Source organism: Streptomyces sp. NPDC025638, assembly GCF_055558775.1.
Genome location: NZ_JBVHLX010000024.1, coordinates 29,192 through 52,365, shown reverse-complemented (window position 1 = coordinate 52,365; position 23,174 = coordinate 29,192). Strand labels below are relative to the sequence as shown.

Annotated in this window: 21 protein-coding genes, 1 pseudogene and 1 riboswitch; of the genes and pseudogenes, 7 read left to right on the top strand and 15 right to left on the bottom strand. The window is 71.0% G+C overall.

What is annotated here, in order from left to right:
- Window positions 1-52: 52 nt before the first annotated feature.
- Both ACZ4EG_RS40920 and ACZ4EG_RS40915 read right to left on the bottom strand, forming a co-directional pair.
- Window positions 53-1,594 carry an amino acid permease gene (locus ACZ4EG_RS40920; RefSeq protein ID WP_453557952.1) on the bottom strand — a complete coding sequence of 514 codons (1,542 nt, stop codon included), beginning with the start codon at window positions 1,592-1,594 and terminating at the stop codon, window positions 53-55.
- A gap of 37 nt (window positions 1,595-1,631) precedes the next feature.
- Window positions 1,632-2,588 (bottom strand): hypothetical protein, encoded by a 957-nt coding sequence (locus ACZ4EG_RS40915; RefSeq protein ID WP_467794229.1) that lies wholly within the window; start codon window positions 2,586-2,588, stop codon window positions 1,632-1,634.
- Window positions 2,589-2,839: 251 nt separating this feature from the next.
- Between ACZ4EG_RS40915 and ACZ4EG_RS40910 the strand changes: the two genes are divergently transcribed.
- Both ACZ4EG_RS40910 and ACZ4EG_RS40905 read left to right on the top strand, forming a co-directional pair.
- Complete coding sequence (locus ACZ4EG_RS40910; protein WP_467794258.1) at window positions 2,840-3,460, top strand: uridine kinase family protein; 621 nt, start codon at window positions 2,840-2,842, stop codon at window positions 3,458-3,460.
- 429 nt (window positions 3,461-3,889) lie between these two features.
- On the top strand, window positions 3,890-5,752 hold the full coding sequence (locus ACZ4EG_RS40905) for an AAA family ATPase (RefSeq protein WP_467794228.1): 1,863 nt from the start codon (window positions 3,890-3,892) through the stop codon (window positions 5,750-5,752).
- A 519-nt stretch (window positions 5,753-6,271) separates the two neighbouring features.
- On the opposite strand, the gene ACZ4EG_RS40900 is transcribed toward ACZ4EG_RS40905, so the two are convergent.
- From ACZ4EG_RS40900 to ACZ4EG_RS40860, 9 genes are all read right to left on the bottom strand, one after another.
- The gene (locus tag ACZ4EG_RS40900; protein WP_467794227.1) at window positions 6,272-7,357 is read right to left on the bottom strand and encodes a hemolysin family protein; all 1,086 of its coding nucleotides are present in this window, start codon (window positions 7,355-7,357) and stop codon (window positions 6,272-6,274) included.
- Window positions 7,354-8,688: a hemolysin family protein gene (locus tag ACZ4EG_RS40895; protein WP_467794226.1), complete on the bottom strand. Its 1,335-nt coding sequence runs from the start codon at window positions 8,686-8,688 to the stop codon at window positions 7,354-7,356. Before ACZ4EG_RS40895 ends, ACZ4EG_RS40900 begins: the two co-directional genes overlap by 4 nt.
- 204 nt (window positions 8,689-8,892) lie before the next feature.
- Window positions 8,893-9,357, bottom strand: coding sequence for a PH domain-containing protein (locus ACZ4EG_RS40890; protein ID WP_453557962.1), 465 nt, complete (start codon window positions 9,355-9,357; stop codon window positions 8,893-8,895).
- Window positions 9,358-9,377: 20 nt separating this feature from the next.
- Window positions 9,378-10,226, bottom strand: a complete 849-nt coding sequence (hisG, locus tag ACZ4EG_RS40885) for an ATP phosphoribosyltransferase (RefSeq protein WP_453557964.1) — start codon at window positions 10,224-10,226, stop codon at window positions 9,378-9,380.
- Between the two features lie 71 nt (window positions 10,227-10,297).
- Window positions 10,298-10,570, bottom strand: coding sequence for a phosphoribosyl-ATP diphosphatase (locus tag ACZ4EG_RS40880; protein ID WP_007491392.1), 273 nt, complete (start codon window positions 10,568-10,570; stop codon window positions 10,298-10,300).
- Window positions 10,571-10,603: 33 nt separating this feature from the next.
- A complete protein-coding gene (ribH, locus tag ACZ4EG_RS40875; RefSeq protein WP_363296886.1) occupies window positions 10,604-11,089 on the bottom strand; it encodes a 6,7-dimethyl-8-ribityllumazine synthase in 486 nt (161 codons plus the stop codon).
- 20 nt (window positions 11,090-11,109) lie between these two features.
- The gene (locus ACZ4EG_RS40870) at window positions 11,110-12,486 is read right to left on the bottom strand and encodes a bifunctional 3,4-dihydroxy-2-butanone-4-phosphate synthase/GTP cyclohydrolase II (RefSeq protein ID WP_453557968.1); all 1,377 of its coding nucleotides are present in this window, start codon (window positions 12,484-12,486) and stop codon (window positions 11,110-11,112) included.
- Window positions 12,483-13,133 (bottom strand): nicotinamide riboside transporter PnuC, encoded by a 651-nt coding sequence (pnuC, locus tag ACZ4EG_RS40865; RefSeq protein ID WP_363296884.1) that lies wholly within the window; start codon window positions 13,131-13,133, stop codon window positions 12,483-12,485. The genes ACZ4EG_RS40870 and pnuC overlap by 4 nt, the downstream gene beginning before the upstream one ends.
- Window positions 13,130-13,735, bottom strand: a complete 606-nt coding sequence (locus ACZ4EG_RS40860; protein ID WP_467794225.1) for a riboflavin synthase — start codon at window positions 13,733-13,735, stop codon at window positions 13,130-13,132. Before ACZ4EG_RS40860 ends, pnuC begins: the two co-directional genes overlap by 4 nt.
- A gap of 163 nt (window positions 13,736-13,898) precedes the next feature.
- Window positions 13,899-14,029, bottom strand: a riboswitch (FMN riboswitch).
- Between the two features lie 254 nt (window positions 14,030-14,283).
- Here ACZ4EG_RS40860 and ACZ4EG_RS40855 point away from each other — a divergent pair.
- Together ACZ4EG_RS40855 and ACZ4EG_RS40850 are read left to right on the top strand one after the other, a co-directional pair.
- On the top strand, window positions 14,284-15,174 hold the full coding sequence (locus ACZ4EG_RS40855) for an RNA polymerase sigma-70 factor (RefSeq protein ID WP_467794224.1): 891 nt from the start codon (window positions 14,284-14,286) through the stop codon (window positions 15,172-15,174).
- A gap of 101 nt (window positions 15,175-15,275) precedes the next feature.
- Window positions 15,276-16,040 (top strand): SDR family oxidoreductase, encoded by a 765-nt coding sequence (locus tag ACZ4EG_RS40850; protein ID WP_467794223.1) that lies wholly within the window; start codon window positions 15,276-15,278, stop codon window positions 16,038-16,040.
- A gap of 17 nt (window positions 16,041-16,057) precedes the next feature.
- Here ACZ4EG_RS40850 and ACZ4EG_RS40845 read toward each other — a convergent pair whose 3' ends face one another.
- A complete protein-coding gene (locus tag ACZ4EG_RS40845; RefSeq protein WP_467794222.1) occupies window positions 16,058-17,569 on the bottom strand; it encodes an ROK family transcriptional regulator in 1,512 nt (503 codons plus the stop codon).
- Window positions 17,570-17,693: 124 nt separating this feature from the next.
- On the opposite strand from ACZ4EG_RS40845, the gene ACZ4EG_RS40840 reads away from it, so the two are divergent.
- Window positions 17,694-18,908: an MFS transporter gene (locus tag ACZ4EG_RS40840; RefSeq protein WP_467794221.1), complete on the top strand. Its 1,215-nt coding sequence runs from the start codon at window positions 17,694-17,696 to the stop codon at window positions 18,906-18,908.
- Here the strand turns inward: ACZ4EG_RS40840 and ACZ4EG_RS40835 are convergent.
- Together ACZ4EG_RS40835 and ACZ4EG_RS40830 are read right to left on the bottom strand one after the other, a co-directional pair.
- On the bottom strand, window positions 18,868-19,326 hold the full coding sequence (locus ACZ4EG_RS40835) for an acyl-CoA thioesterase (protein WP_467794220.1): 459 nt from the start codon (window positions 19,324-19,326) through the stop codon (window positions 18,868-18,870). The genes ACZ4EG_RS40840 and ACZ4EG_RS40835 overlap by 41 nt on opposite strands.
- Before the next feature lie 89 nt (window positions 19,327-19,415).
- Window positions 19,416-20,681 carry an alginate lyase family protein gene (locus ACZ4EG_RS40830; RefSeq protein WP_467794219.1) on the bottom strand — a complete coding sequence of 422 codons (1,266 nt, stop codon included), beginning with the start codon at window positions 20,679-20,681 and terminating at the stop codon, window positions 19,416-19,418.
- 122 nt (window positions 20,682-20,803) lie between these two features.
- On the opposite strand from ACZ4EG_RS40830, the gene ACZ4EG_RS40825 reads away from it, so the two are divergent.
- Window positions 20,804-22,195: a uracil-xanthine permease family protein gene (locus ACZ4EG_RS40825; RefSeq protein ID WP_467794218.1), complete on the top strand. Its 1,392-nt coding sequence runs from the start codon at window positions 20,804-20,806 to the stop codon at window positions 22,193-22,195.
- Here the strand turns inward: ACZ4EG_RS40825 and ACZ4EG_RS40820 are convergent.
- Window positions 22,162-22,332, bottom strand: a pseudogene (locus ACZ4EG_RS40820) (glycoside hydrolase family 6 protein); the annotation flags it as partial. The gene ACZ4EG_RS40825 and the pseudogene ACZ4EG_RS40820 overlap by 34 nt on opposite strands.
- Before the next feature lie 71 nt (window positions 22,333-22,403).
- Here ACZ4EG_RS40820 and ACZ4EG_RS40815 point away from each other — a divergent pair.
- On the top strand, window positions 22,404-23,090 hold the full coding sequence (locus tag ACZ4EG_RS40815) for a DUF5995 family protein (protein WP_467794217.1): 687 nt from the start codon (window positions 22,404-22,406) through the stop codon (window positions 23,088-23,090).
- Window positions 23,091-23,174 lie beyond the last annotated feature (84 nt).

The window sequence follows — 23,174 nt, the reverse complement described above, 5'->3', positions numbered from 1 at the left end:
GCACGGTCCCGGCGCACGCTGGTGACGTGCGCCGGAATCCGTGGCGCGTGGGTCAGATGAGGTCCATCGCCGCGACCTCGTCCGGACGGCCGTAGCTGACCGGCCCCTGGAAGCGGCGGCGGGCGGTGGCGAACCACCACACCGTGGCCACGATCAGGACGACGGCGAGCGCGATCGGCGCGTAGTTGAAGGAGTCGACGGTGATCGGCGAGGCCTGCGGCAGCATGAAGAGGACACTGCTGAGCACGATCCAGGTCACCGCCAGCCAGCCGATCGGCCGGCCCCAGCGGCCCAGGTGCCAGGGCCCGTGCTGGAACTCGTCGCCGAGCCGCAGCCGCAGGAAGATCGGCACTGCGTAGGCGAGGAAGAGCCCGACAACGTTGACACTGACGATGGCGGTGAACGCGGTGTGCGACCACCAGCCCGGCAGCACCAGGGCCAGGGAGCAGGCCACCGCGAGCCACACGGCCTTCACGGGGGTACGGGTGCGGGGCGAGACCGAGTGCCACAGGCGCGAGCCGGGCATGGCGCCGTCCCGGGAGAAGGCGAAGATCTGCCGGGTGTTGCTGGTGAGGTTGGCCAGGCCGCAGAAGAGCATCGCGCCGATCACGACCAGCAGCAGCGCCTTGGCCCAGCCCATGCCGAGCCCGTCGATGAGAATCTGCACGGGCGGCGCGGACGAGCCCGCGACCTTGTCGTAGTCGCTAATGCTGTAGACCAGTGCCAGCATCAGGATCAGGCCGGTGATCGCCGAATAACCTATCGAACGAGTGATCCCCTTCGGCGCGTTGACCGTCGCGCGCACCGTTTCCTCCGACATGTGGAAGCTGCCGTCGAAGCCGGTGAACGTCCAGCTGGTGACCAGCAGGCCGAGCATGCCGCCGTAAAGTCCGTTGGTGAAACCGGTGTTGTTCACGAAATGCGTCACGAACGACGCCGACTGGTGGTGGTCCGGCATCACGATCAGTGTGCTCACGATCACCACGAGTCCGATCAGCAGCCACCACACGGAAATCCGGTTCAGGATGGCGACCAGCTGGACCGTGTAGGTGTTGGCGAGCCCCTGGAGCACGATGACCAAGGCCGTGATCAGGACCGTCTGATGCGCGGTCGGCACGTACGACGACCACTGCAGGGCGATGAAGGCCTGGATGAAGGTGGCGGCCGCGTATCCGGTGGCGGCGGTGCCGCCGATCTGGCCCACGAAGTTCAGCCAGCCCGTGTACCAGGACCAGGCGCCCTTGTGCCGCTTGGCGAGTTTACCGGCGGAGAAATACAGCGCCCCGCTCGTCGGATAGGCCGACGCGACCTCCGCCATGGCGGCACCGATGAACAGCACCATGACGGAAACGCCGATCCAGCCGAAGACGAGAACACGGGGGCCACCCGCGTTCATACCGAAGCCGAAGGACGAGAAAATACCCGAGAGGATATTGATGATGGTGAAGGAGATCGCGAAATTGTCGAACGCCTGGAATCGGCGGGTGAGTTTCCGCGGATAACCCATCGCATGCAGGGTCGCATCGTCGTCGAGCACGATCGGGCCTTCTCCCCCACGAGCCCTGGCCCGTGGAGTCGATATCCGTTCTGACACTGATCGACCTTTCTCTCAGTAGGGGACGAGCGGGACGTCAGGCGGCACCCGGCACGGGCAGGCCGCATAGGCGCCGGGCCCGGGAGAGCTGTTCCTCGGGTTCGCCGAAGACGCTCCAGGGCATGCGCGAGGCGTACGGCCCCATCGCCGTGAAGACCGCCCGAGCCTCGAACTCGCACTGGGCCATGACCAGCGCGTGTGCGAGGTAAGCCAGGTCGAGCACCGGGGTGAAGCGGTAACCGGCCACCGTCGGCAGCCAGTTGTGGTAGATCGCGAGGGCGGTGGAGCGCCACTGGGGCTGCTCCCAGACGCGGTCGGCGAGCAACTGGGTGGGGTTGTAGCTCTCCACCAGGGCAACGAGGGGAAGCAGCCGCAGCGGCGAGTCGGCGGGGGCCCGCTGGCTGAGGAAGGCGGCCACGTCCCAGGCCGCGTTCACCGAGCCGCCGTGGCGGGTGAAGAAGAAGGAGAGGAAGCGGTGGTGAGCCTCGCGGTTGAACGGGTCGAGCGTCAGGATGTGCGCGAACAGCCGCCACGGTCCGGGCGGGGCGGTGAGCAGGCCGTTGGGGGCGGGATCGCGCAGGCGGTGCAGCCGGGTCATGGCCAGCTTGGCGACCCAGGGCGTGGGGTCGGCGGGGGCCATGACGGCGGCCCGGTCGCAGGCGGCCAGCGCGATCCGTTCCAGGGCCTCGGCCCGCTCGTCATGGGCGTCGGCGGCGCGGATCGCGCGCAGTACGGCCACCCGGGCCCACATCAGGGCCGCTTCGGGGGTCGGTTCCTCGGCGAGCCAGCGCTCGACGAGGTCGGTGCCGGCGGCCTCGGAGGCCACGACGAGGGAGCGGTGGGCGCGCAGGCCGAAGTCTGTGCGGGTCTCGGTCAGGGCCTCGTGGGCACTCAGATATCTTCCGGCGCGTACGTCGACGCATACGCTCGCGAGGACACGGTCGTCGGCCGCCGGATGCCACACATACTGCCCCTCGAATAACTCCGCGGCCATCTTCCCCTGTCCGTCCCCGTTACGACGCATCGCAGTTGCGCACCAGGCACCTTACTCAGCGCCGGGCACACCGGATACGGCGAATTCGACATATCGGTCAGCCGATTCAGAATATTGATGAAACGATTGGCGGCCGACTGGCGAGTAGTTCAAGGTGATACGTTTTTCCACCCAGCGCCCCGGCCGCTATACGCCGCTACTAGAATGTTTCCGGAAAACACCCCACACCGCATCACACCTCGGGAATCGCCATTCACGACCTCGCCGCCCGCCTGAGCGAACTCCCCCCGTCCTGCGGACCGGTCCGCCTGATCGCCGTCGACGGGCACGCCGGCTCCGGGAAGTCCACGTTCACCGGCCGCCTGGCCGCCGCGCTGGGCGGGGCGCCGGTGCTGCATCTCGACGACATCGCCAGCCACGACGAGCTCTTCGAGTGGACCGGGCGCCTGCTGGCGCAGGTGATCGAACCGCTCGGCCGCGGCGAGACCGCATCGTACGCACCCTACGACTGGCGCGCCCACGCCTTCGGCCCGCCCCGTGCGCTGCCGCCCACGCCCGTGATCCTGATCGAGGGCGTCGGCGCCGGCCGCCGGGCGCTGCGTCCGCATCTGGCGCGACTGCTGTGGATGGAAATGCCCCACGAGGACTCCTGGACACGCGGCCGCCTGCGGGACGGAGCCGAGCAGCGGGACTTCTGGGCCAGGTGGGTCCGGGCGGAACACCGGCACTTCGCCGAGGACCCCTCACGGCCGTACGCCGACCTTCTGGTACTGCAGTCACAGAAGGGGTACGAGGTGCTGCCGGGCCCTGGTGGTACCACTGGACCGGACCAGGAAGTCACCCACCGTGACGGACCGTCCGCTGTGTGCTGAACTTGTGAAGACCCTTCCTGGGAACTTGTTCGACTGCCTCAACTCGGCTTGACCGGGGGGCCGTACAGGACTTACGTTCTCAATGAGCGGTCATTGGAGCCGCCCCATGGACGCGAAGCCCCCGGTTGTTCCCCCGTGATCGGGGGCTTCGTTCTGCCCAGAGCCCGTTTTCCGGAAGCCACGCGCACCGATTCGCTCACCCTCGGTCACCGAACCCTGTGCGCCCCGTCTGCTCCCACCTCGTCAAACGGCCCGTGCGGCACCCTTCGGCGGGCACCCGGCCCGCAGGTACGATGCCCTCGGTGCGACCTTCGTACGGCTGCTTCGCGCACCTTCAACTCCGGTCCGCGGCACAGCGGTTCGACCACGGCGGCCGTCGGGCGACTGCCCGGTGGTGAACCTATGGGGGCGCGGTTTGTGGGGGACGTGATGGACTTCGGCACGCAGGGCCCCGAGGCCCCGGCCGACCTCGCCTGGCTGCGAGGCGTGGACGCCTACACGATGGGCGCCTATCCGCAGGCGGAGGAGGAGTTCCGCACCGCGGTGCGGATGGATCCCGGCATGGCCGACGGCTGGCTCGGGCTGCACGCGCTGCGCGTCGACACGACGACCGCGCTGCTCAGGATGTTCCGGCACCGGGACCGCTTCGGGGAGCAGCGCGCCCGCCACCGCCGCACGCTCAACTCCTGGTACTGGCTGGGCTGGTGGGTGCAGCCAGTGCTGGAGAGCCCGCGCGACCTGCTGCTCGCGCACGCCTCGCACTGGCTGGACGGCCGCCACGTCCCGGAGCTGGACCGGGCGCTCGCCGGACTCCCGCCCGTGGACACCGACCCGCAGGTCCGCTTTCTGCACGCCTGCCGGGCCTATCTGGTCAAGGACTGGGAGCAGCTGGTCCGGCACACCGACACGCTGCTCGACGACACGATGCTCGGCATCGAGGCGGGCCTGTTCGGCGGCATGGCACGGGTCCGGCTGGAGATGTACGGGCAGGCGGAGCCGCTGCTGTCGGCGGCCCTGATGCGGTGCCGCAGCGAACAGCCCCAGCGCAAGGAGCTGCGGTACTGGCTGGCCCGGGCCCACGAGGGCACGGGGCGCAGTGCGGCGGCGCTGCCGCTGTACCGGGCCGTGCACCGGGTCGACCCCGCGTTCATGGACACCTCGGCCCGGCTGGCCGCGATCGCCGAGGGCGACGGGTACGACGACGCGGCCGGCCTCGCGGCGATCACGCTCACCGGCGCCGGGCAGGACAGCGTGGACGGTCCCGATGTGCTCGATCCGCTCTTCGGCACCGAGGCCCGAGACCTGCGGTTCCCGGAGCCGGATCTGCCGGCCGTCGGTCCGCTGTCGTCGGTGAGCGACCCGGTGGTGCGGGAGAAGACCGTCGTACCCTCACCCCTGCCCGCCGGGCCCACCGACCCCGCGCTGCTGGAGGAGGCGCTCGCCGAGCTGGAGCGCATGGTGGGGCTGGAGCCCGTCAAACGCCAGGTCAAGGCGCTCTCTGCCCAGTTGAACATGGCGCGGCTGCGGGCCGGGCAGGGGCTGCCGGTGCAGCCGCCGAAGCGCCACTTCGTCTTCTCCGGCCCCTCGGGCACCGGCAAGACCACGGTGGCCCGCATCCTGGGACGTGTCTTCTACGCCCTCGGCCTGCTCGGCGGCGACCATCTGGTGGAGGCCCAGCGGGCGGACCTCGTCGGCGAGTACCTGGGCCAGACCGCGGTCAAGGCCAACGAGCTGATCGACTCCGCGATCGGCGGTGTGCTGTTCGTCGACGAGGCGTACTCGCTCTCCAACTCGGGCTACGGCAAGGGCGACGCATACGGCGACGAGGCCCTGCAGGTGCTCCTCAAGCGGGCCGAGGACAACCGGGACCACCTGGTGGTGATCCTGGCCGGCTACCCGGAGGGCATGGACCGTCTGCTGGCCGCCAACCCGGGCCTGTCCTCCCGCTTCACGACCCGCGTCGACTTCCCCTCGTACCGGCCCCTCGAACTCACCTCGATCGGTGAGGTGCTCGCCGCGGAGAACGGCGACGTGTGGGACGAGGAGGCCCTGGACGAGCTGCGGTCCATCGCCGGGCACGTCGTCGACCAGGGGTGGATCGACGAGCTGGGGAACGGGCGGTTCCTGCGGACGCTGTACGAGAAGAGCTGCGCCTACCGGGATCTGCGTCTGTCGACCTACCCCGGCGTGCTGTCCCGCGACGACCTGGCGACCCTCCGACTCCCGGACCTGATGCAGGCATACGGGGAGGTCCTGTCGGGCCGGGGCCCACAGGACCCGTCGGCCATGTGACGCGACCCCGTGGTCCGCCCCTCCGCGGGCCACGGGGAGCCACGAGACCGGCGGCCCGCAGGCGCGGGGACCCCGGGGACCCGCGGCGCACGGGGCCTGGGCCGGCCGGTGGCCGACGGGCACCGGCACAGGCGAGGTGGATCTTCGTGGTCGATCAGCCTCGGGCCCCTGGTCGGCCGACGGCACCCGGGACCGGCCCGCCCCTGCACCGCGTCCAGCAGCACTCCGATACCGTCGGGGCCGTGGAGGGCCCAGGCAGCCGCGAACCGCACGGGCCCGCGGCCAACACGCGTCCGTATGCCCCCCGGGAATCCACGAAGCGACCGCACACGCGCCCGCCGGCCCGTACGGCCCAGCGGCGCCCACAGACCCATCGGCCGGCACGCACCGTTACCCCCAGGGCCCACGCACATCCGCGAACCGCACCGGCCCACGGCCGGCACGCGCCCGCAGCCCCGGCGGAACCGCAGGTTCAGGCGGCCGCAGTCACCCGCGACACCCAGGCCCCGCCGGACGCGCTCAGCCGGCCAGTGCCTCCTCCGGTTCGTCGCTTGCTCGGGGTTCTGTCACCCTCGGTTCCGGGGTCGCGCGGTGGGCCGGGTCGCGGACCTCGCCGACCAGGAGCTCCAGTACGTCCTCCAGCGCGACCAGGCCGAGTACCTTGCCGGACGCGTCGGCCACCTGGGCCAGGTGCGTCGCGGCGCGCCGCATCACCGTCAGCGCGTCGTCGAGCGGCAGCTCGCACCGGAGGGTGGTCATGGGCCGCCAGACGTGCTGCGGTACGGCCCGGTCCGAGTCCTCCAGGTCCAGTACGTCCTTCACGTGCACGTAGCCCATGAAGGCGCCCTTCTCCGCGGCCACGGGGAAGCGCGAGTACCCCGTCCGGGCGGTGAGCCGGACGATATCCCCCGCGGTGACCGACGGAGTCACCGTCACCAGTGACTCACGCCTGAGCAGCACATCGGTGACCGGGCGCGAGCCCAGTTCCAACGCGTCCTCCAGGCGCTCCTGCTCCTCGGGGGCGAGGAGGCCGGCCTGGCCGGAGTCCTCCAGCAGCCGGTTGAGCTGCTCGCTGGTGACGACGGCCTCCACCTCGTCCTTCGGCTCGACGCGGAAGAGCCGCAGGATGCCCTGGGCGCAGGCGCCGAGGGCCACCGTGATCGGCCGGCAGACGCGGGCGAAGGCGACCAGCCCCGGGCTGAGCCACAGCGCGGCCTTCTCCGGCGCCGCCATCGCGAGGTTCTTCGGCACCATCTCGCCGATGACCAGGTGGAAGAAGACCACGGCGGCGAGGGCGATGACATACCCGAGCGGGTGAATCACGCCGTCGGGAAGATGAATCGCCTCGAACACGGGTTCAAGCAGATGGGCCACCGTGGGCTCGGCGACCGCGCCCAGGGTCAGCGAGCAGACGGTGATGCCGAACTGGGCGGCGGCCATCATCTGCGGCAGCCGCTCCAGGCCGTACAGCACCTGGCGGGCCCGTGCGGTGCCGAGCGGTTCGATCTGGCTGCGGCGCACGGACACGAGCGCGAACTCGGCGCCGACGAAGAAGCCGTTGGCGAGCACGAGCAGCATGGCGAAGACCAATTGGAGCACGCTCATCGCACGGCCTCCATGACGTTCACCGTCGCGGCCGTCCGGACCAGCCGGACCCGCTCCGCGCGGTAGTGCCCGACCTGGCGCACCGACAGCCGCCAGCCGGGCAGTTCCGCCTTGTCGCCGGGCGCCGGGATACGGCCGAGCAGATCGGCCACCAGGCCGGCGACGGTCTCGTAGGGGCCCTCGGGCACGTCCAGGCCTATGCGCTGCAGGATGTCGACCCGGACGCTGCCGTCGACGTCCCAGGCGGGCCTGCCGTCCTGCGGCGGGGCCGCGGCGAGTTCGGGCGCGTCCGGCCGGTCGTGCTCGTCGCGGACCTCGCCGACGAGTTCCTCGACGATGTCCTCCAGGGTGACCACGCCCGCCGTGCCGCCGTACTCGTCGACGACGACCGCGATGGGCTGCTCGCTGCGCAGACGCGCGAGCAGCGGCTGTACGGGGAGCGTCTCGGGCACCAGCAGCGCCTTGCTCGCGATACGGCCGACCGGGGTACGCAGCCGGTCGCCCGACGCGATCGCCAGGGCGTCCTTGAGGTGGACCATGCCGACGATCTCGTCGATCTTCTCCCGGTAGACGGGGAAGCGGGACAGGCCGGTGGCCCGGGTCAGATTGACCACGTCCTCGGCGGTGGCCGAGTCCTGGAGCGCGCTGACCTTCACGCGCGGGGTCATGACGTGCTGCGCGGTCAGCTCGCCGAGGGACAGCGTCCGTACGAAGAGATCGGCCGTGTCCTGCTCCAGGGCGCCGGCCTGGGCGGAGTGCCGGGCCAGCGAGACGAGCTCGCCGGGGGTGCGGGCGGAGGCCAGCTCCTCGGTGGGTTCCACGCCCAGGGCGCGCACGAGCCGGTTGGCGACCGTGTTCAGGCCGGAGATCACCGGGCGGAACAGCCGGGAGAAGCGGTGCTGCGGGCCGGCGACGAACCGCGCGACCTGCAGGGGCTTGGACACCGCCCAGTTCTTGGGTACGAGTTCGCCGATCACCATCTGGATCGCCGAGGCGAGCAGCATGCCGACGACCACGGCGACGCCGGACACCGCCCCGTCCGGAACGCCGATCGCGGCGAACGGGCCGCTCAGGAGCCCCGCGAGGGCCGGTTCGGCGAGCATGCCGACGACGAGGGAGGTGATGGTGATGCCGAGCTGGGTGCCGGAGAGCTGGAAGGACAGCTCCTTGAGGGCCTCGACGACCGTACGGGCGCGTTTGTCGCCCTCGGCCGCGGCCTTCTCGGCTTCCGGTCGCTCGACCGTCACCAGGCCGAACTCGGCCGCCACGAAGAATCCGTTGGCCAGGATCAGCAGGAACGCCGCTCCGAGGAGCAGCAGGGGGATGGTCATGATGCCGCCGCCTCCGCGCTATGTCGGGAGGGGGCGGCGCAGGTACTACAGGACGATCCGTCCATCGCTGGAGGGAGTCACTCCTCGGGTAGCAGGAACCCCTGCGCGCCGGCCGGCGCCACAGGGGCGGAGGCGCAACGTAAACGCCTCCGCCACCAGATTAATCAAGACACGGGCCGATGCGGCAGGGTGGACGACCCCGAGTCAGCCCCGATCTTGCCCGGGATCGTGTATGGCGCGGGCCTCGGCGAGCGCCCGCAGCGTACGCGCGTCGGCGATGGCGCGCTGCTTGGCGACGCCCGGCTGGATGCCGAGCGCGGGCAGGCTGGTGCCGTCGCTGAGGTTCAGGAACACCCAGGGGTCGCCGGGGCGAAGGTTCACCTGAAGGATTTCCGCCCATTCCAGGTGCCGTTTGCTGGCGATGTTCACCACAGTGACGCCGGACTCGTCGGCGACGACCTTCACCCGGGCGAGCAGGGCCAGCACCCAGAAGATGAGGCCGCCGGTGAGGATGAAGCTGAGCCGCTCCCCCGGGCCGAGCTGCTCCAGCAGCAGGGCGACGCCCGAGACGACCACGAAGATCGCGATGCCGGCTGTGAGCAGAATCGCACGGGTGCGGCCCGGCCGGAAGGTGACGGGGAGGGTGGGAAGGGGGGTCTGGTCGGACATCGGTGCGCGGCCTCCCGGGATCAGAGGCGGCAGGCGTGGATGGCCGTGGTCAGGATGGCCCGGGCGCCGATGGCGTACAGGTCGTCCATGATCCGCTGGGCGTCCTTGGCGGGGACCATGGCGCGGACGGCGACCCAGCCCTCGTTGTGCAGGGGGGAGATGGTGGGGGACTCCAGGCCCGGGGTGAGGGCGACGGCCTTCTCCAGCTGTTCGACGCGGCAGTCGTAGTCCATCATCACGTAGGTCCGGGCCACCAGGACGCCCTGGAGGCGGCGCAGGAACTGCTGGACCTTGGATTCCTCGGCGTCGGCACCGGTGCGGCGGATCACCACCGCCTCGGACGTCATGATCGGCTCGCCGAAGACCTCCAGGCCCGCGTTGCGCAGCGAGGTGCCGGTCTCCACGACGTCCGCGATGATCTCGGCGACCCCCAGCTCGATGGCGGTCTCGACGGCGCCGTCGAGGTGGACGACGGAGGCGTCGACGCCGTTGTCGGCCAGGTGCTTGGCGACGATGCCCTCGTAGGAGGTGGCGACCGTCAGGCCGTTCAGGTCCTCGACGCTCTTGGCCGTGCCGGGCTTGGTGGCGTAGCGGAAGGTGGAGCGGGCGAAGCCGAGCGGCAGGATCTCCTCGGCGTTGGCGCCGGAGTCCACGAGCAGATCGCGGCCGGTGATGCCGATGTCGAGCCGGCCGGAGGACACGTAGATCGCGATGTCGCGGGGGCGGAGGTAGAAGAACTCGACATCGTTCGCCGGGTCGACGATCCGCAGTTCCTTGGACTCCCGGCGCTGCCGGTAGCCGGCCTCATGCAGCATCTCCGCCGCAGGGCCGGACAGTGAACCCTTGTTGGGGACGGCGATGCGCAGCATGAGGTCGGCTTCCTTTGTTCGTGCGTACGGGGTGCTGTTCGTGCGTACGGTGCGCGAAGTGCTCTTACGGCTCAGAGGTGGGCATAGACGTCGTCCAGCGAGATCCCGCGGGCGACCATCATCACCTGGACGTGGTACAGCAGCTGGGAGATCTCCTCGGCTGCCGCCTCCTTGCCCTCGTACTCGGCGGCCATCCAGACCTCGGCGGCCTCCTCGACGACCTTCTTACCGATGGCATGGACGCCCTTTCCGACCAGTTCGGCGGTGCGGGACGTGGCGGGATCGCCGTGGGCGGCCTTGTGCTGGAGCTCGGTGAAGAGCTCCTCGAACGTCTTCTTGGACATGATGGCCCCACCCTACGCGGTTCAGGCGATCCCCTAGTGCCAGGGTTCAGATACTGAGCGGAGGGTGATCGCGGTCGCCACCGCCGCCGTCACCGCCTCGTGCCCCTTGTCCTCGTTGGAGCCCTCCAGACCCGCCCGGTCCAGGGCCTGCTCCTCGTTGTCACAGGTGAGCAGGCCGAAGCCGACGGGGACGCCGGTCTGCACGGAGACCTGGGTCAGGCCCTGGGTGACGCCCTGGCACACGTAGTCGAAGTGGGGGGTGCCGCCGCGGATGACGACGCCGAGCGCGACGACCGCGTCGTAGCCGCGGCCCGCGAGGGCCTTGGCGGCGACCGGGAGCTCCCAGCTGCCGGGGACCCGCAGCAGGGTCGGCTCGTCGATCCCCAGGTCGCGCAGGGCGCGCAGGGCGCCGTCCACCAGACCGTCCATCACCTTCTCGTGCCACTGCGCCGCGATGACGGCCACCCGCAGGTCGCTCGCGTTGCGTACGGACAGTTCCGGTGCACCCTTGCCGCTCACGTCTCTCCTCAGTGCTGTTCTTACTGGTTGCCACAGGTGGCCGCGGACGCGGCCACGGAAGCTGTCACGGTAGGTGTGTCCAGCCAGGGCAGGTCGTGACCCATCCGGTCCCGCTTGGTGCGCAGGTAGCGGAGGTTGTGCTCGCCCGCCTGTACGGGCATCGGCTCGCGCCCGGTGACCTTGAGTCCGTGGCGCAGCAGCGCTTCGGTCTTGTCGGGGTTGTTGGTCATCAGCCGCAGGCTGCGCACGCCGAGATCGGCCAGGATCTCCGCGCCCGCGCCGTAGTCGCGGGCGTCGGCGGGCAGGCCGAGTTCGAGGTTGGCGTCGAGGGTGTCGTGGCCCTGTTCCTGCAGTTCGTAGGCGCGCAGCTTGGACAGCAGCCCGATGCCGCGGCCCTCGTGCCCGCGCAGGTAGACCACCACGCCCCGGCCCTCCTCCTGGATGCGCTCCAGCGAGGCGTCCAGCTGGGGACCGCAGTCGCAGCGCGCGGAGCCGAAGACGTCGCCGGTGAGGCATTCGGAGTGGACGCGGACGAGGACGTCCTCGCCGTCGCCGATCTCACCGTGGACGAGGGCGACGTGCTCGACGCCGTCGGCGGTGGCGCGGTAGCCGTACGCGGTGAACGCGCCGTGCTTGGTGGGCAGATGGACCTCGGCCTCACGGCGCACGGTGGGCTCGGCGCCGCGGCGGTAGGCGATCAGATCCTCGATGGAGATGATCGTCAGGCCGTGCTTGCGGGCGAACGGGATCAGCTCGGGCAGGCGCAGCATGCGGCCGTCCTCGCCGGCGATCTCCACGATCGCGCCGGCCGGGCGCAGGCCCGCGAGGCGGGCGAGGTCGACGGCCGCCTCCGTGTGGCCGTTGCGGACCAGGACCCCACCGGGCCGGGCGCGCAGCGGGAAGACATGGCCGGGGCGCACGAAGTCGGTGGGCTCCGCCGTGCCGCTCGCCAGCAGTTGGAGCGTGGTCGCACGGTCCGAGGCCGAGATGCCGGTGCTCACACCGTGGGCGGCGGAGGCGTCCACGGAGACGGTGAACGCGGTCTTCATCGACTCGGTGTTGTCCTCGACCATCTGCGGCAGCCGCAGCCGGTCCAGTTCCTCGCCCTCCATGGGCGCGCAGATCAGTCCGCGGCACTCGCTCATCATGAAGGCGATGATCTCGGGGGTCGCCTTCTCGGCGGCGATGACGAGGTCGCCCTCGTTCTCCCGGTCCTCGTCGTCGACGACCACGATCGGGCGGCCGGCGGCGATGTCGGCGATGGCCTGCTCGACGGAGTCGAGCCTGAAGTCCTCGATGTGCTCGGGGGAGTCGGTGCTGTAGAGCAGCGGCGGGATCGAAGGGGTGGCGCGCAGCGCCCCGTTCAGGGTGGTGGTGGGTGACGGGCGGGCAGTCATGCCGGCGCTCCTTCCAGGACGGGCCGCGCGTCCTTGCGGGAGCGCAGCCACCAGTCGCGCATGCCCCACAGGACGAGTGCGCCGTATATGACGTAGACGAAGCCGGAGAAGGCGTAGCCGTTGGCGAAGTTCAGCGGCACGCCGACCAGGTCGACGAGCAGCCAGGCGATCCAGAACTCGACCATGCCGCGGGCCTGCGCGTACATGGCGACGACGGTGCCGACGAAGATGTAGGCGTCCGGCCAAGGGTCCCAGGACAGGGTCGGGTACGCCTTGAAGAGCAGGGCCACCGCGACGGTGCCGACGGCCGCGGCGGCGGCCATCGCGGCGCGCTCGCGCCAGGTGGCGAACCGCGGGGTGATGTGGCCGTCGCCGCCGTCCTCGGTCCGGCCCTTGTTCCGGTTCCACTGCCACCAGCCGTAGAGCGCGACGGCCATGACGACGACCTGCTTGCCGGCGCTGCCCGCGAGGTGGCCGTAGAAGGCCGCGAAGAGGACGAGGCCGGAGAGGAACTGCACCGGCCAGGTCAGCAGGGAGCGGCGCCAGCCGAGGGCGAGCGTGATGAGGCCGAGGATGTTGCCGGCCATGTCCGACCAGATGATGTGCTGGCCGAACAGGACGAACGCCTCGGAGTTCAGCCAGCTCACCGCTCTGCCCCCTGACCGGCCGCGAGCAGCCGCTCGACGTACTTGGCGATGACGTCGACCTCGAGGTTGACCGGGTCGCCGGGCTGCTTGAGGCCGAGCGTGGTCAGGGCGAGGGTGGTGGGGATGAGGCTGACGGTGAAGTAGTCCGGGCCGGCCTCGACGACGGTGAGGCTGATGCCGTCGACGGTGATGGAGCCCTTCTCGACGACATAGCGGGCGAGGTCCGCGGGCAGCGAGACCTTCACGATCTCCCAGTTCTCGGAGGGCTTGCGCTCCAGTACCCGGCCGGTGCCGTCCACGTGCCCCTGCACGATGTGCCCACCGAGGCGCGCGCCGACGGCGGTGGGGCGCTCCAGGTTGACGCGGGAGCCGACGGTGAGGACGCCCAGGCTGGAGCGGTCCAGGGTCTCGGCCATGACATCGGCGGTGAACTCGTCGCCCTCGTGCTCCACGACGGTGAGACAGACCCCGTTCACGGCGATGGAGTCGCCGTGCTGCGCGCCCTCGGTCACTACGGGGCCACGCAGTCGGAAGCGGGAGGCGTCGCCGAGGTTCTCGACGGCGGTGACTTCACCCAGCTCTTCGACGATTCCGGTGAACACTTCCCGGGTCCTCCTGCCACATTGGGGCACGGACTCCGGGGCCTGTCGATGACGACAGAATGTACGGGTGAGCAAGACCGTGAGCTCTGCCGACGCCGAAAGGGACCCGTCCAACCGCGGACGAGCCCAGATACGGCGGCGCGCACAGGTGCATGCCCGCCCGCCGCGCACTGCCTCCCATCCGGACTTTAACCGTCGGTCCAGGAATTTCACCTGGTCAACCGGCCGCTGGAAGCGACCGGGTCGCGGACTGTAACCGCCGGTTCGGACTTTCACCGACCCCGGAGTGCGCTGCTTCTGGTACAGGGCCAGTGTGCCACGCCCGATCGTCATCCATACAGACGAGGCGTGTGGGGTGGCTCACAGACCGTATCCCTGGACTTCCACGGTCCGCTGACGATCCGTCGGATCCTGGTGTGCAACCCATTGACTGAATGGTCTAGTCCTTTTAGTGTTCGGGCGGGCCCGGCGGCGGTGACGACGGCCCTTGCCCGCCGCCGGGTCGCCGCGCGCTGCTGCCGTTCCGGCCGCTCTGGCAGGGTGAGCGCATGACGACGACGCCGATCGCCGAGGAATTCGAGGCCCACCGACCACGCCTGTTCGGTCTGGCCTATCGGATGCTCGGTTCCGCCGAGGAGGCCGAGGACACGGTCCAGGACGCGTTCGTGCGTTTCGACGGCGCGGACCGCACGCACATCGAGCATCCGTCGGCCTGGCTGGCCAGAACGGTCACCAACCTCTGCCTCAACCGGCTGACCTCGGCCCGCGCCCGGCGCGAGCAGTACGTCGGGGACTGGCTGCCGGAGCCGGTGATCACCTCCGACGGCGCCCTCGGGCCTCTGGAGTCGGCGGAGCAGCGGGACGCGGTGTCGATGGCCATGCTGGTCCTGCTGGAGCGGCTGACGCCGACCGAGCGGGCGGTGTACGTGCTGCGGGAGGCGTTCGGCTACGGACACCGGGAGATCGCCGGCCTGCTGGACCTGGGCGAGGCCAACTGCCGTCAGCTGTACCGGCGGGCGGTGCAGCGGGTGGCGGCACCACAGGGGCGCTTCGATCCGGCTCCCGAACAGCAGGAGAAGCTCGTCGCCTCGTTCATCACGGCGTCCCGCGACGGCGATCTGGCCGGCCTGGAGAAACTGCTCGCGGCCGAGGTGACCTGGTGGAGCGACGGCGGCGGCAAGGTCTCGGCGGCCCGGCGGCCGATCGAGGGCCGTGACAAGGTCCTGCGCTTCCTGGCGGGCGGGGCCGTGCGGTTCACGGCGGGCTTCTCCTACACGGCGGCCGAGGTCAACGGCGCGAGCGCGCTGGTCGTGTGGGACGGCGACTCGCTGGTCGGTGTCGTCTGCTTCGAGCTGCGGGACGGGCTGATCGCGCACGCGCGGGCCGTGGTGAACCCGGACAAGCTGGACTTCGTACGGCGTCAGCTGGCACGTTCCTGAAAATGTTCCGCGGGACTGTCACATCTCGCGGGGGCTGTCCGGTCTCAGCTGACGAAGGGCGCTCCACCCCGGGGCGCACGGCGTCCGAAAGGCTCAACAGCATGACCACGATCCTGGTTACCGGCGGCACCGGAACCCTCGGCCGGCTCGTCGTCGAGCGGCTGCGCGCCGGCGGGCACGAGGTGCGGGTGCTCAGCCGGAGCACTCAGCCCTACGCCGTCGACCTGCGCAAAGGCGGGGCCGGCCTGGACACGGCCGTCGCGGGCGTGGACACCGTCGTGCACTGCGCGAGCTCGCCGAAGGGCGACGAGGGAGCGGCACGGAACCTGATCGCGGCGGCGCGGCGGGCCGGTGTCCGCCATCTCGTCTACATCTCGATCGTCGGCATCGACCGGGTGCCTCTCGGCTACTACAAGTCCAAGCTCGCCGTGGAGAAGCTGGTCGAGGAGTCGGGGCTGGGCTGGACGGTGCTGCGGGCGACGCAGTTCCACGATCTGCCGGCGCAGCTGTTCCAGACACTGGCCAAGCCGCCCGTGATGCTGCTTCCGGCCGGGATCTCGGACCAGCCGATCGAGGTGGCCGAAGTGGCGGACCGGCTGGCCGAGTTGGCGGCCGGGGCGCCCGCCGGACGGGTCGCGGACATGGGCGGACCGGAGGTACGGACGCTCGACTCCCTGGCCCGCGCCTATCTGAAGGCGACCGGTCGGCGCCGCCCGGTGGTGTCGCTCCCCCTGCCCGGCAGAACGGCCCGGGCCTTCCGGAACGGCGGCCACCTCACGCCCGAGCGGGCGGTGGGCAAGGGGACGTTCGAGGAGTATCTGGCCGGCCGGTTCGGGGACGGCGGCGGCAGCGGCAGCGGCAGGTGAGGGCAGCGGGCCCGGGGCTACCGCTCCGGCGGTGCGAAGAGCTCGTCCTGGGCCCGCTCCCGCGCTGTCAGCAGGGCGCCGCGCAGTACGGCCGAGCCACCGAGACCACTCGCCCGCACCTCGGTGACCAGCGGCGACATCCGACGGATCCGCTCCTCCACCCGCCTGGCGAGCACCCCTCCCCCGGCCTTCCCGACCTCACCGCCGAGGACCACGCACCCCGGATCCAGGATGGCGACGACGGAGGCCACACCGAGGGCAATCCGCTCGGCAAGGTCATCGAGAAAACGAGCGGCGGCCACACGGTCCACAGCCACGGAGGGGACACCACAGCCTCCGTCCCCGACCTCACCACCCTCACCACGACCTACGGCCTCACGGCCCGCACCGCCGCTCCCGTCACCCACGCCGCCAACGCCGGAAGCCACGCGACCCACATCACCGACCTCACCACCCTCACCGCAGGCCGAGACGCCGAGACCCACGCCACCGCCGCCGCCGCGATCACCTGCAGAGCGGGCCGAGAGCAGGCGCTCCGCGCCGCCTTCCCCGCGGCCGGAGGTCGCGTGGCCCTCACCGCCATCCGCGCCCGCACCGTCGGCGCCACGGCCGGCGGCATCCCCGACCATCTCCACCAACCCCCGCACCAACCCCGCCACCGCGCCCGGCCCGGACGGGTCTGCGGTGCTGTCCCACAGCCCGTGGTCGGTCGCCAGTTGGGCGATTGCCGTCGATCCGACCAGTGAGTGGTAGCCGCCCTCGCAGTCCGTGGCGGAGGGGAGGGCCGGGGTGCCCGGGACCGGTAGGAAGCCGATCTCGCCCGTGCCGCCGGAGGCCCCGCGGCGGAGTCTGCCGTCGAGGACGACGGCCGCGCCCGGGCTGTGGCCCAGCCAGAGGAGGACGAAGGTGTCGCGGTCCCGGGCCACGCCCTCCTGCTGCTCGGCCAGGGCGGCGAGGTTGGTCTCGTTCTCGACGCTGACGCGGGCCTCGGGGAAGCGTTCCTGGAGCGCGGCGACCAGCCGGCGGTGCCAGGCGGGCAGGCCCGCCGAGTCGCGGAGCTCCCCGGTGGCGGGGTCGATGAGCCCCGGCGCGCCGATCCCGACGGTGTGCAGGCGTTCGACCTGGGCTTCCTTCACCGCCCGTTCCACCAGCGCCGTCGCCTGCTCCAGCGCGGGCCCGGTCCCGGTGTCCCCGCCGATCGGCCCGGCGGCCTCGGCGAGCACCCGGCCGAGCAGGTCGGACACCAGCACGGACACGCTCGCGGTGCGGACGTCGAGCGCGGCCAGATGGGCCCGGTCGGCGACGATGCCGTACAGCCGGGCGTTCGGGCCGCGGCGCTGCTCACCCGCCTCCCCGACGACCGTGATCAGGCCGGACGCGGTGAGGCGTTCGACGAGGTCGGCGACCGTGGGCCGGGACAGCCCGGTCAGCTGTTTCAACTGGCCTGCCGTCAGTGGGCCTTCGCGCTGCAACAGCCGCAGCGCGAGCCGGTCGTTGATGGCCCGGGCGGTGCTCGGTGATGCGGGCATGACGCGAATCCTCCCAGACCGGCGCTCCGTGCCCGGCCGCATAGTGCCTATCTATCAGGAAGGGTCCCTGATAGTTTACAGCGGGTACCAGCGGGGTGACACCCATCCGGGGAGGGGCTGCAACATGAGTGACGTGGTCTTCGACCAGCGTGAGGTGAGGCGCGCCCGGTACGCCGTGGCGGCCGTGTTCGCCGTGCACGGCGCCGTCACCGGCTCGTTCGCGACCCGCGTGCCATGGATCCAGGACCACGCCTCGCTCGGGGCGGGGCAGCTCGGGTTCGCGCTGGCCTTCACGGCGTTCGGCGCCTCGTGCTCGATGCCGCTGGCGGGCCGGATCAGTCACCGCTTCGGCAGCCGGACCGCCCTGCGCGGGCTGATCGTCCTGTGGACGCTGTCCCTTGTCCTTCCGTCGCTGGCGCCGAACCTGTACACGCTGTGCCTCGCCATGTTCGTCTACGGGGCGAGCGCGGGCATGGCCGACGTGGCCATGAACGCGCTCGGCGTCGAGGTGGAGCGGCTGCTCGACAGGTCGATCATGTCCGGGCTGCACGGCATGTGGAGCGCGGGCGCGCTGATCGGCTCCGCGGCCGGCACCCTCGCCGCCCACCTCGGATCCGACGCGCGCCTGCACTTCGCCCTCGCGGCGGCCACACTCACGGCACTCGGCATCCTGGCCGCCGGCCGGGTCCTGGACGTTCAGCCCGCCGAGGACGAGGAGCCGCCGCCGAGGTTCGCGCTGCCGCCCAGGTCGGCGCTGCTGATCGGCGCGGTCGGCTTCTGCGCGGTGTTCGCCGAGGGAGCCAGCCTGGACTGGTCGGCAGTGTTCCTGCGCGACCGGCTGGACAGTTCGGCCGGCCTGGCGGCGGTGGCGACGACCGGATTCATGCTGACCATGGCGGTGGCCCGGATCGCCGGGGACGCGGTGGTGAACCGGTTCGGCGCGGTCCGCACCGTGCGCACCGGGGGCGTTCTCACCGTCGTCGGCGGGCTGCTGATCGTCGTCGCGGGCCATCCCGCCGTGGCGATGGCCGGGTTCGCGCTGATGGGCCTCGGGATCGCGGTCGTCGTACCGCTGTGCTTCGCGGCGGCCGGACACAGCGGACCGAACCCCAGTCAGGCCATAGCGGGCGTGGCGACCATCACCTACACCTCGGGCCTGATCGCGCCCAGCCTGATCGGCGGGGTGGCGCAGGCGACGAGCCTGGTGGTGTCGTTCGCCCTAGTCACCGCGCTGGCCTGCGGACTCGTGGTCTTCGCGGGCGTGCTCCGGGTCGGCGGGCGCGGCGGCAGGACCGAGGTCAGTGCGCGGGCCGCAGCAGTTCCCGACCCGCGGCCCTGAAGCCCTCGCTCCACGGCGCCGGGCGCAGCGTCGCCGCGTCCAGCCGCACCAGGACCCGGGTGCCGTGGGCGTAGGTCACCGCTCCGTCGGCCGAGCAGAAGCGGAAGCCGTAGGTCAGGCCGGTGTTGCCGAGCCGCTCCAGCCACAGGTGGACGGCGTAGGTACCCGGCCTGGTCACCGGTGCCTCGTAGCCGATCCGCAGTTCCTTGACCGCGTTGCAGGCGTCGCCGGCGGCCTCCCAGTCGCCGTCGAAGCGGATGCCGTACTCGTTCCACAGCTCGGTCCAGGCGCGCTCGACCATCAGCGGATAGCGGGCGTTGTGCAGCAGTCCGAGCGCGTCGAGGTCGTCGAAGTGGACGGTGACGGGTATCAGCCGGCCGTACGACAAGGCGGGGGCGATCGGGGCTTCGGCGGTCACGGGAGGGACTCCTGAGCGTGCGGGTGGGGCGGTGGGGACACCCCATCCTAAGCGAGCGCTCAGGAGTCCCGGTCGGGAAGGCCCCCTGGTCAGCCCGCGATCGAGTCCAGCTGCTCGGCGGCGGGCCGCAGCGGCCAGAGGTCGCCGCCGGGTGGCGTCTCCAGCTTCGGGACCGCCTTCTTCGCCGCCGCGTCGCCCGCGTCGGCGGCCGCGTGGACGACGTCGCTCGCCGCGTACCGGTGGAACTCCAGCTCCGGGTGCGGCCAGGCGGCGGCCCCGGTGGCCGCGGGCAGCAGATAGTCCAGGGCCTTGAACAGGCTCTGGCCGTCCGGCCCCCGGTAGGCCCAGAGGTTCACGCCCACATGCCGTCCGATGGCCGCGAGCCGGGTGTACGCGACCAGGTCGAAGGTCGAGTAGTGCCAGCTCCGGGTGCGCGCCAGCTCCTGCGGCTGGCTGCCGTCGGCCGCGATCTGCGGATCGATGCGCCTGGCGCGCGCGTCGAGCACCGTGCGCCGGGCGAGGGCCTTGTCGCCGGTCGCGTACGCGAGGGCGGCGAGCTGCATGTCGTAGAAGGTGCCGTGGTTGTTGCCGGCCGCGCTCTCCTGCCTGCCGAAGTCGCTGTTCCTCAGCCAGTCGAGGAAGTCGGAGTTCCATCGCCCCATGCCGGTGCGGTCGGCGGCCGTCCAGCCGGGGGCGCCGGTGGCGAGTACGGCGAGCGCGTCGACGACGCTGGTGTAGGACTGCGAGAAGTCGATGATGCCGATGGCCCTGCCGTCGTACTTGCACGGGATGAACTGCGCATGGTTCAGGTTGGGGTTCATCCGGGTCGCCGGGTCGAGGAACCAGGTGCGCAGGACCTGCCCGGCCTTCTCGGCGTACTCCCGCCTGCCCGTGTAGTACCAGGCGAGCGAGAGGTCGTACGTCGAGTCGAAGACCTTCTCGACGTCCTGGCGGTCGGTGCCGCTGTCCACCTCGGGATTGCGCTGCCCGTCGCGCTGGACGTAGGGGCAGCCCCATGGGTTGTCGGCCGTCGGAGTGCGGGTGGGCCACCAGTAGGGGGCCTGGCTCAGATAGTCGTGGACGTCGCCGCCTGGGGCGGGCCTGGGTTTGTCGACCACCGTCCAGGGGCCCTGGCCGAGCCAGGCGTCGGCGCGGGCGGTCAGCTTCTCCAGCGCGGCGCGCAGCCGGGGGTCGCCGTGGTCCAGCCGGGTCCGGGCCTCCTGGAGCCGGGCGCCGTCGAGGACTGCGGTGTCCGGGGTCTTCGGGACCGCGCGTGCGGAGGCGGAGGGGACGGCCATGGCCGCGAAAGCCGCCATGGCGGCCATGATCAGGGCCACACGGGGTCTTCCACTCATCAAGACACTCCGATCATAAATGTGAACGCAGTTCATGAGTAGGACCGTGTGAGCGTAGAACCACCAGGTACCCCTGACAATGGTCCGTACCGTCTTCACGTACAGAGAAAGCGAAGTCCCACATGAACCTCGGCGTCCGCTGGAAGCTGCACGGCGACGGGCGCACGCCCGAGCCCGGAGCGGTGGTACGCCCCGACGAACGGCTCTCCTGGCCGCGCACGGCGGGACTCGGCGCCCAGCACGTGGTGGCCATGTTCGGCGCGTCCTTCGTGGCCCCCGTCCTGATGGGACTGGACCCCAACCTCGCGATCATGATGTCCGGCGTCGCGACCGTGATCTTCCTGCTCGCCACCCGCGGCCGGATCCCCAGCTATCTGGGCTGCTCGCTCTCCTTCGTGGGCGTGGCCGCGGTGATCCGCGCGCAGGGCGGCACGAGCGCGACCGTGACCGGCGCGGTCTTCGTGGTCGGCGTCGCGCTGTTCCTGGCCGGGCTCGCGGTGCAGCGCTTCGGAGCGCGGATCATCCATGCCACGATGCCGCCGATCGTCACCGGCGCGGTCGTGATGCTGATCGGCTTCAACCTCGCCCCGGTGACCGCGTCCACGTACTGGCCGCAGGACCAGTGGACGGCGCTGCTGGTGATGCTGTTCACCGGTCTGGCGGTCGTCTGTCTGCGTGGATTCTGGTCCCGCATCGCGATCTTCCTGGGCCTGCTCTTCGGGTACGGCATCTCCTGGGCCTTCGACCAGATCTTCGGGAAGATCCACTCGGTGGACGCGAGCGGCAGGCTCACCGATCACTGGCGGCTCGACCTCTCCGGTGTCGGCAGGGCCGACTGGATCGGGCTGCCGTCCTTCCACGGCCCGTCCTTCCAGTGGTCCGCGGTCCTGGTCGCGCTCCCGGTCGTCATCGCCCTGGTCGCCGAGAACGCCGGACACGTCAAGGCGGTCGGCGAGATGACCGGCGAGCGGCTCGACGACAAGCTCGGCACGGCGATCTCGGCCGACGGCGTGGCGTCGATGCTGTCCACCGCGGTGGGCGGCCCGCCCAACACCACGTACTCCGAGAACATCGGCGTGATGGCCGCGACCCGCGTCTACTCGACCGCCGCGTACTGGGCCGCCGCCGGCTTCGCGCTCCTCTTCGGCCTCTGCCCCAAGTTCGGCGCGGTCGTCGCCGCGATCCCGGGCGGTGTCCTCGGCGGCATCACCGTCATCCTGTACGGCATGATCGGCCTGCTCGGAGCGCAGATCTGGACCAACGCCCGGGTCGATCTGCGCAACCCGCTGAACCTCGTACCGGCCGCCGCGGGCATCATCATCGGCGTCGGCAACGTCACCATGAAGTTCACCGCCGACTTCTCCCTCAGCGGTATCGCGCTGGGCACGCTGGTGGTCATCACCGGCTACCACGCACTGCGCCTCATGGCACCCGCCCACCTCAAGGTCCAGGAGCCCCTGCTGGACGAGGGCACGTCGTCCTACGACGAGGAGACCGACCGCGCCAGTTCGTAGGCGTACGACGGGGTGAACGTCCCGGCCGCCGCCCTGCAGCCGTCCGACTCCCCCGGCGGCTTCACCCACAGGTAGGCGTCGATGCGCCGCTCGCCGGTGTTCAGGGTGGGGGTGCGGCCGAGCCTGCGGCCCGCGGGCGTTCCCCCGTTGTGGGGAAGCACCGGGCCCGTCGGCACGCCGGTCGGCCCAGGGCTGGGACTCTTCCCCCATGGCGCAGTTGGAACACTTCACCGCTTCCGTCGACACCGTCGTCGCCCGGATGCGCGCCCTGGACTCCGCCCTGCCCGAGCGGGACGGGGTCGCGGTGTTCAACCGCGTCTACCTGTCCGTCACCGAGGAGGTCGAACGGCGCCTGGACGCGGGGCAGTTCGCGGACTCGCGGGCGGCGACAGCGCTGGACGTGCGGTTCGCGGAGCGGTATCTCGCCGCCGTGGACGCGGTCGCGGACGACCGCCGTCCGCCTGCCTGCTGGCGCCCGCTGTTCCAGCTCCGCCGCCATCCCGGTGTACGACCCCTGCAGTTCGCCCTCGCGGGCATCAACGCGCACATCGGCCACGATCTGGCGCTCGCCGTCGTGGACACCTGTCGTACGCTCGGCTGCGAACCGGCCGATCTGGAGGACGAGTTCGACCGCGTGGGCGACCTCCTCGTATCGCTGGAGGAGCGCATCCGCGAGGATCTGATGCCCGGCCCCGATCTGCTCCAGATCGCCGACCCGCTCACCCATCTGCTGGGCTCGTGGAGCCTGGAGCGCGCCCGGGAGGCCACCTGGTCGGCGGCGCGGGCCCTGTGGGCGCTGCGCCGGTTCGAGGACGTCGCCGAGGAGTTCACCGAGCGACTCGACGCGGCCGTGGGCTTCGCGGGGCGCATGCTGCTGACCCCGCTCGCCGACTGACGCGACCCGATCCGGCCATCCCCGCCACGCCTCACCGGAACTCCGCGGTGATCACTGTAGGTTGAAGCTGAAACCGATCGCGAA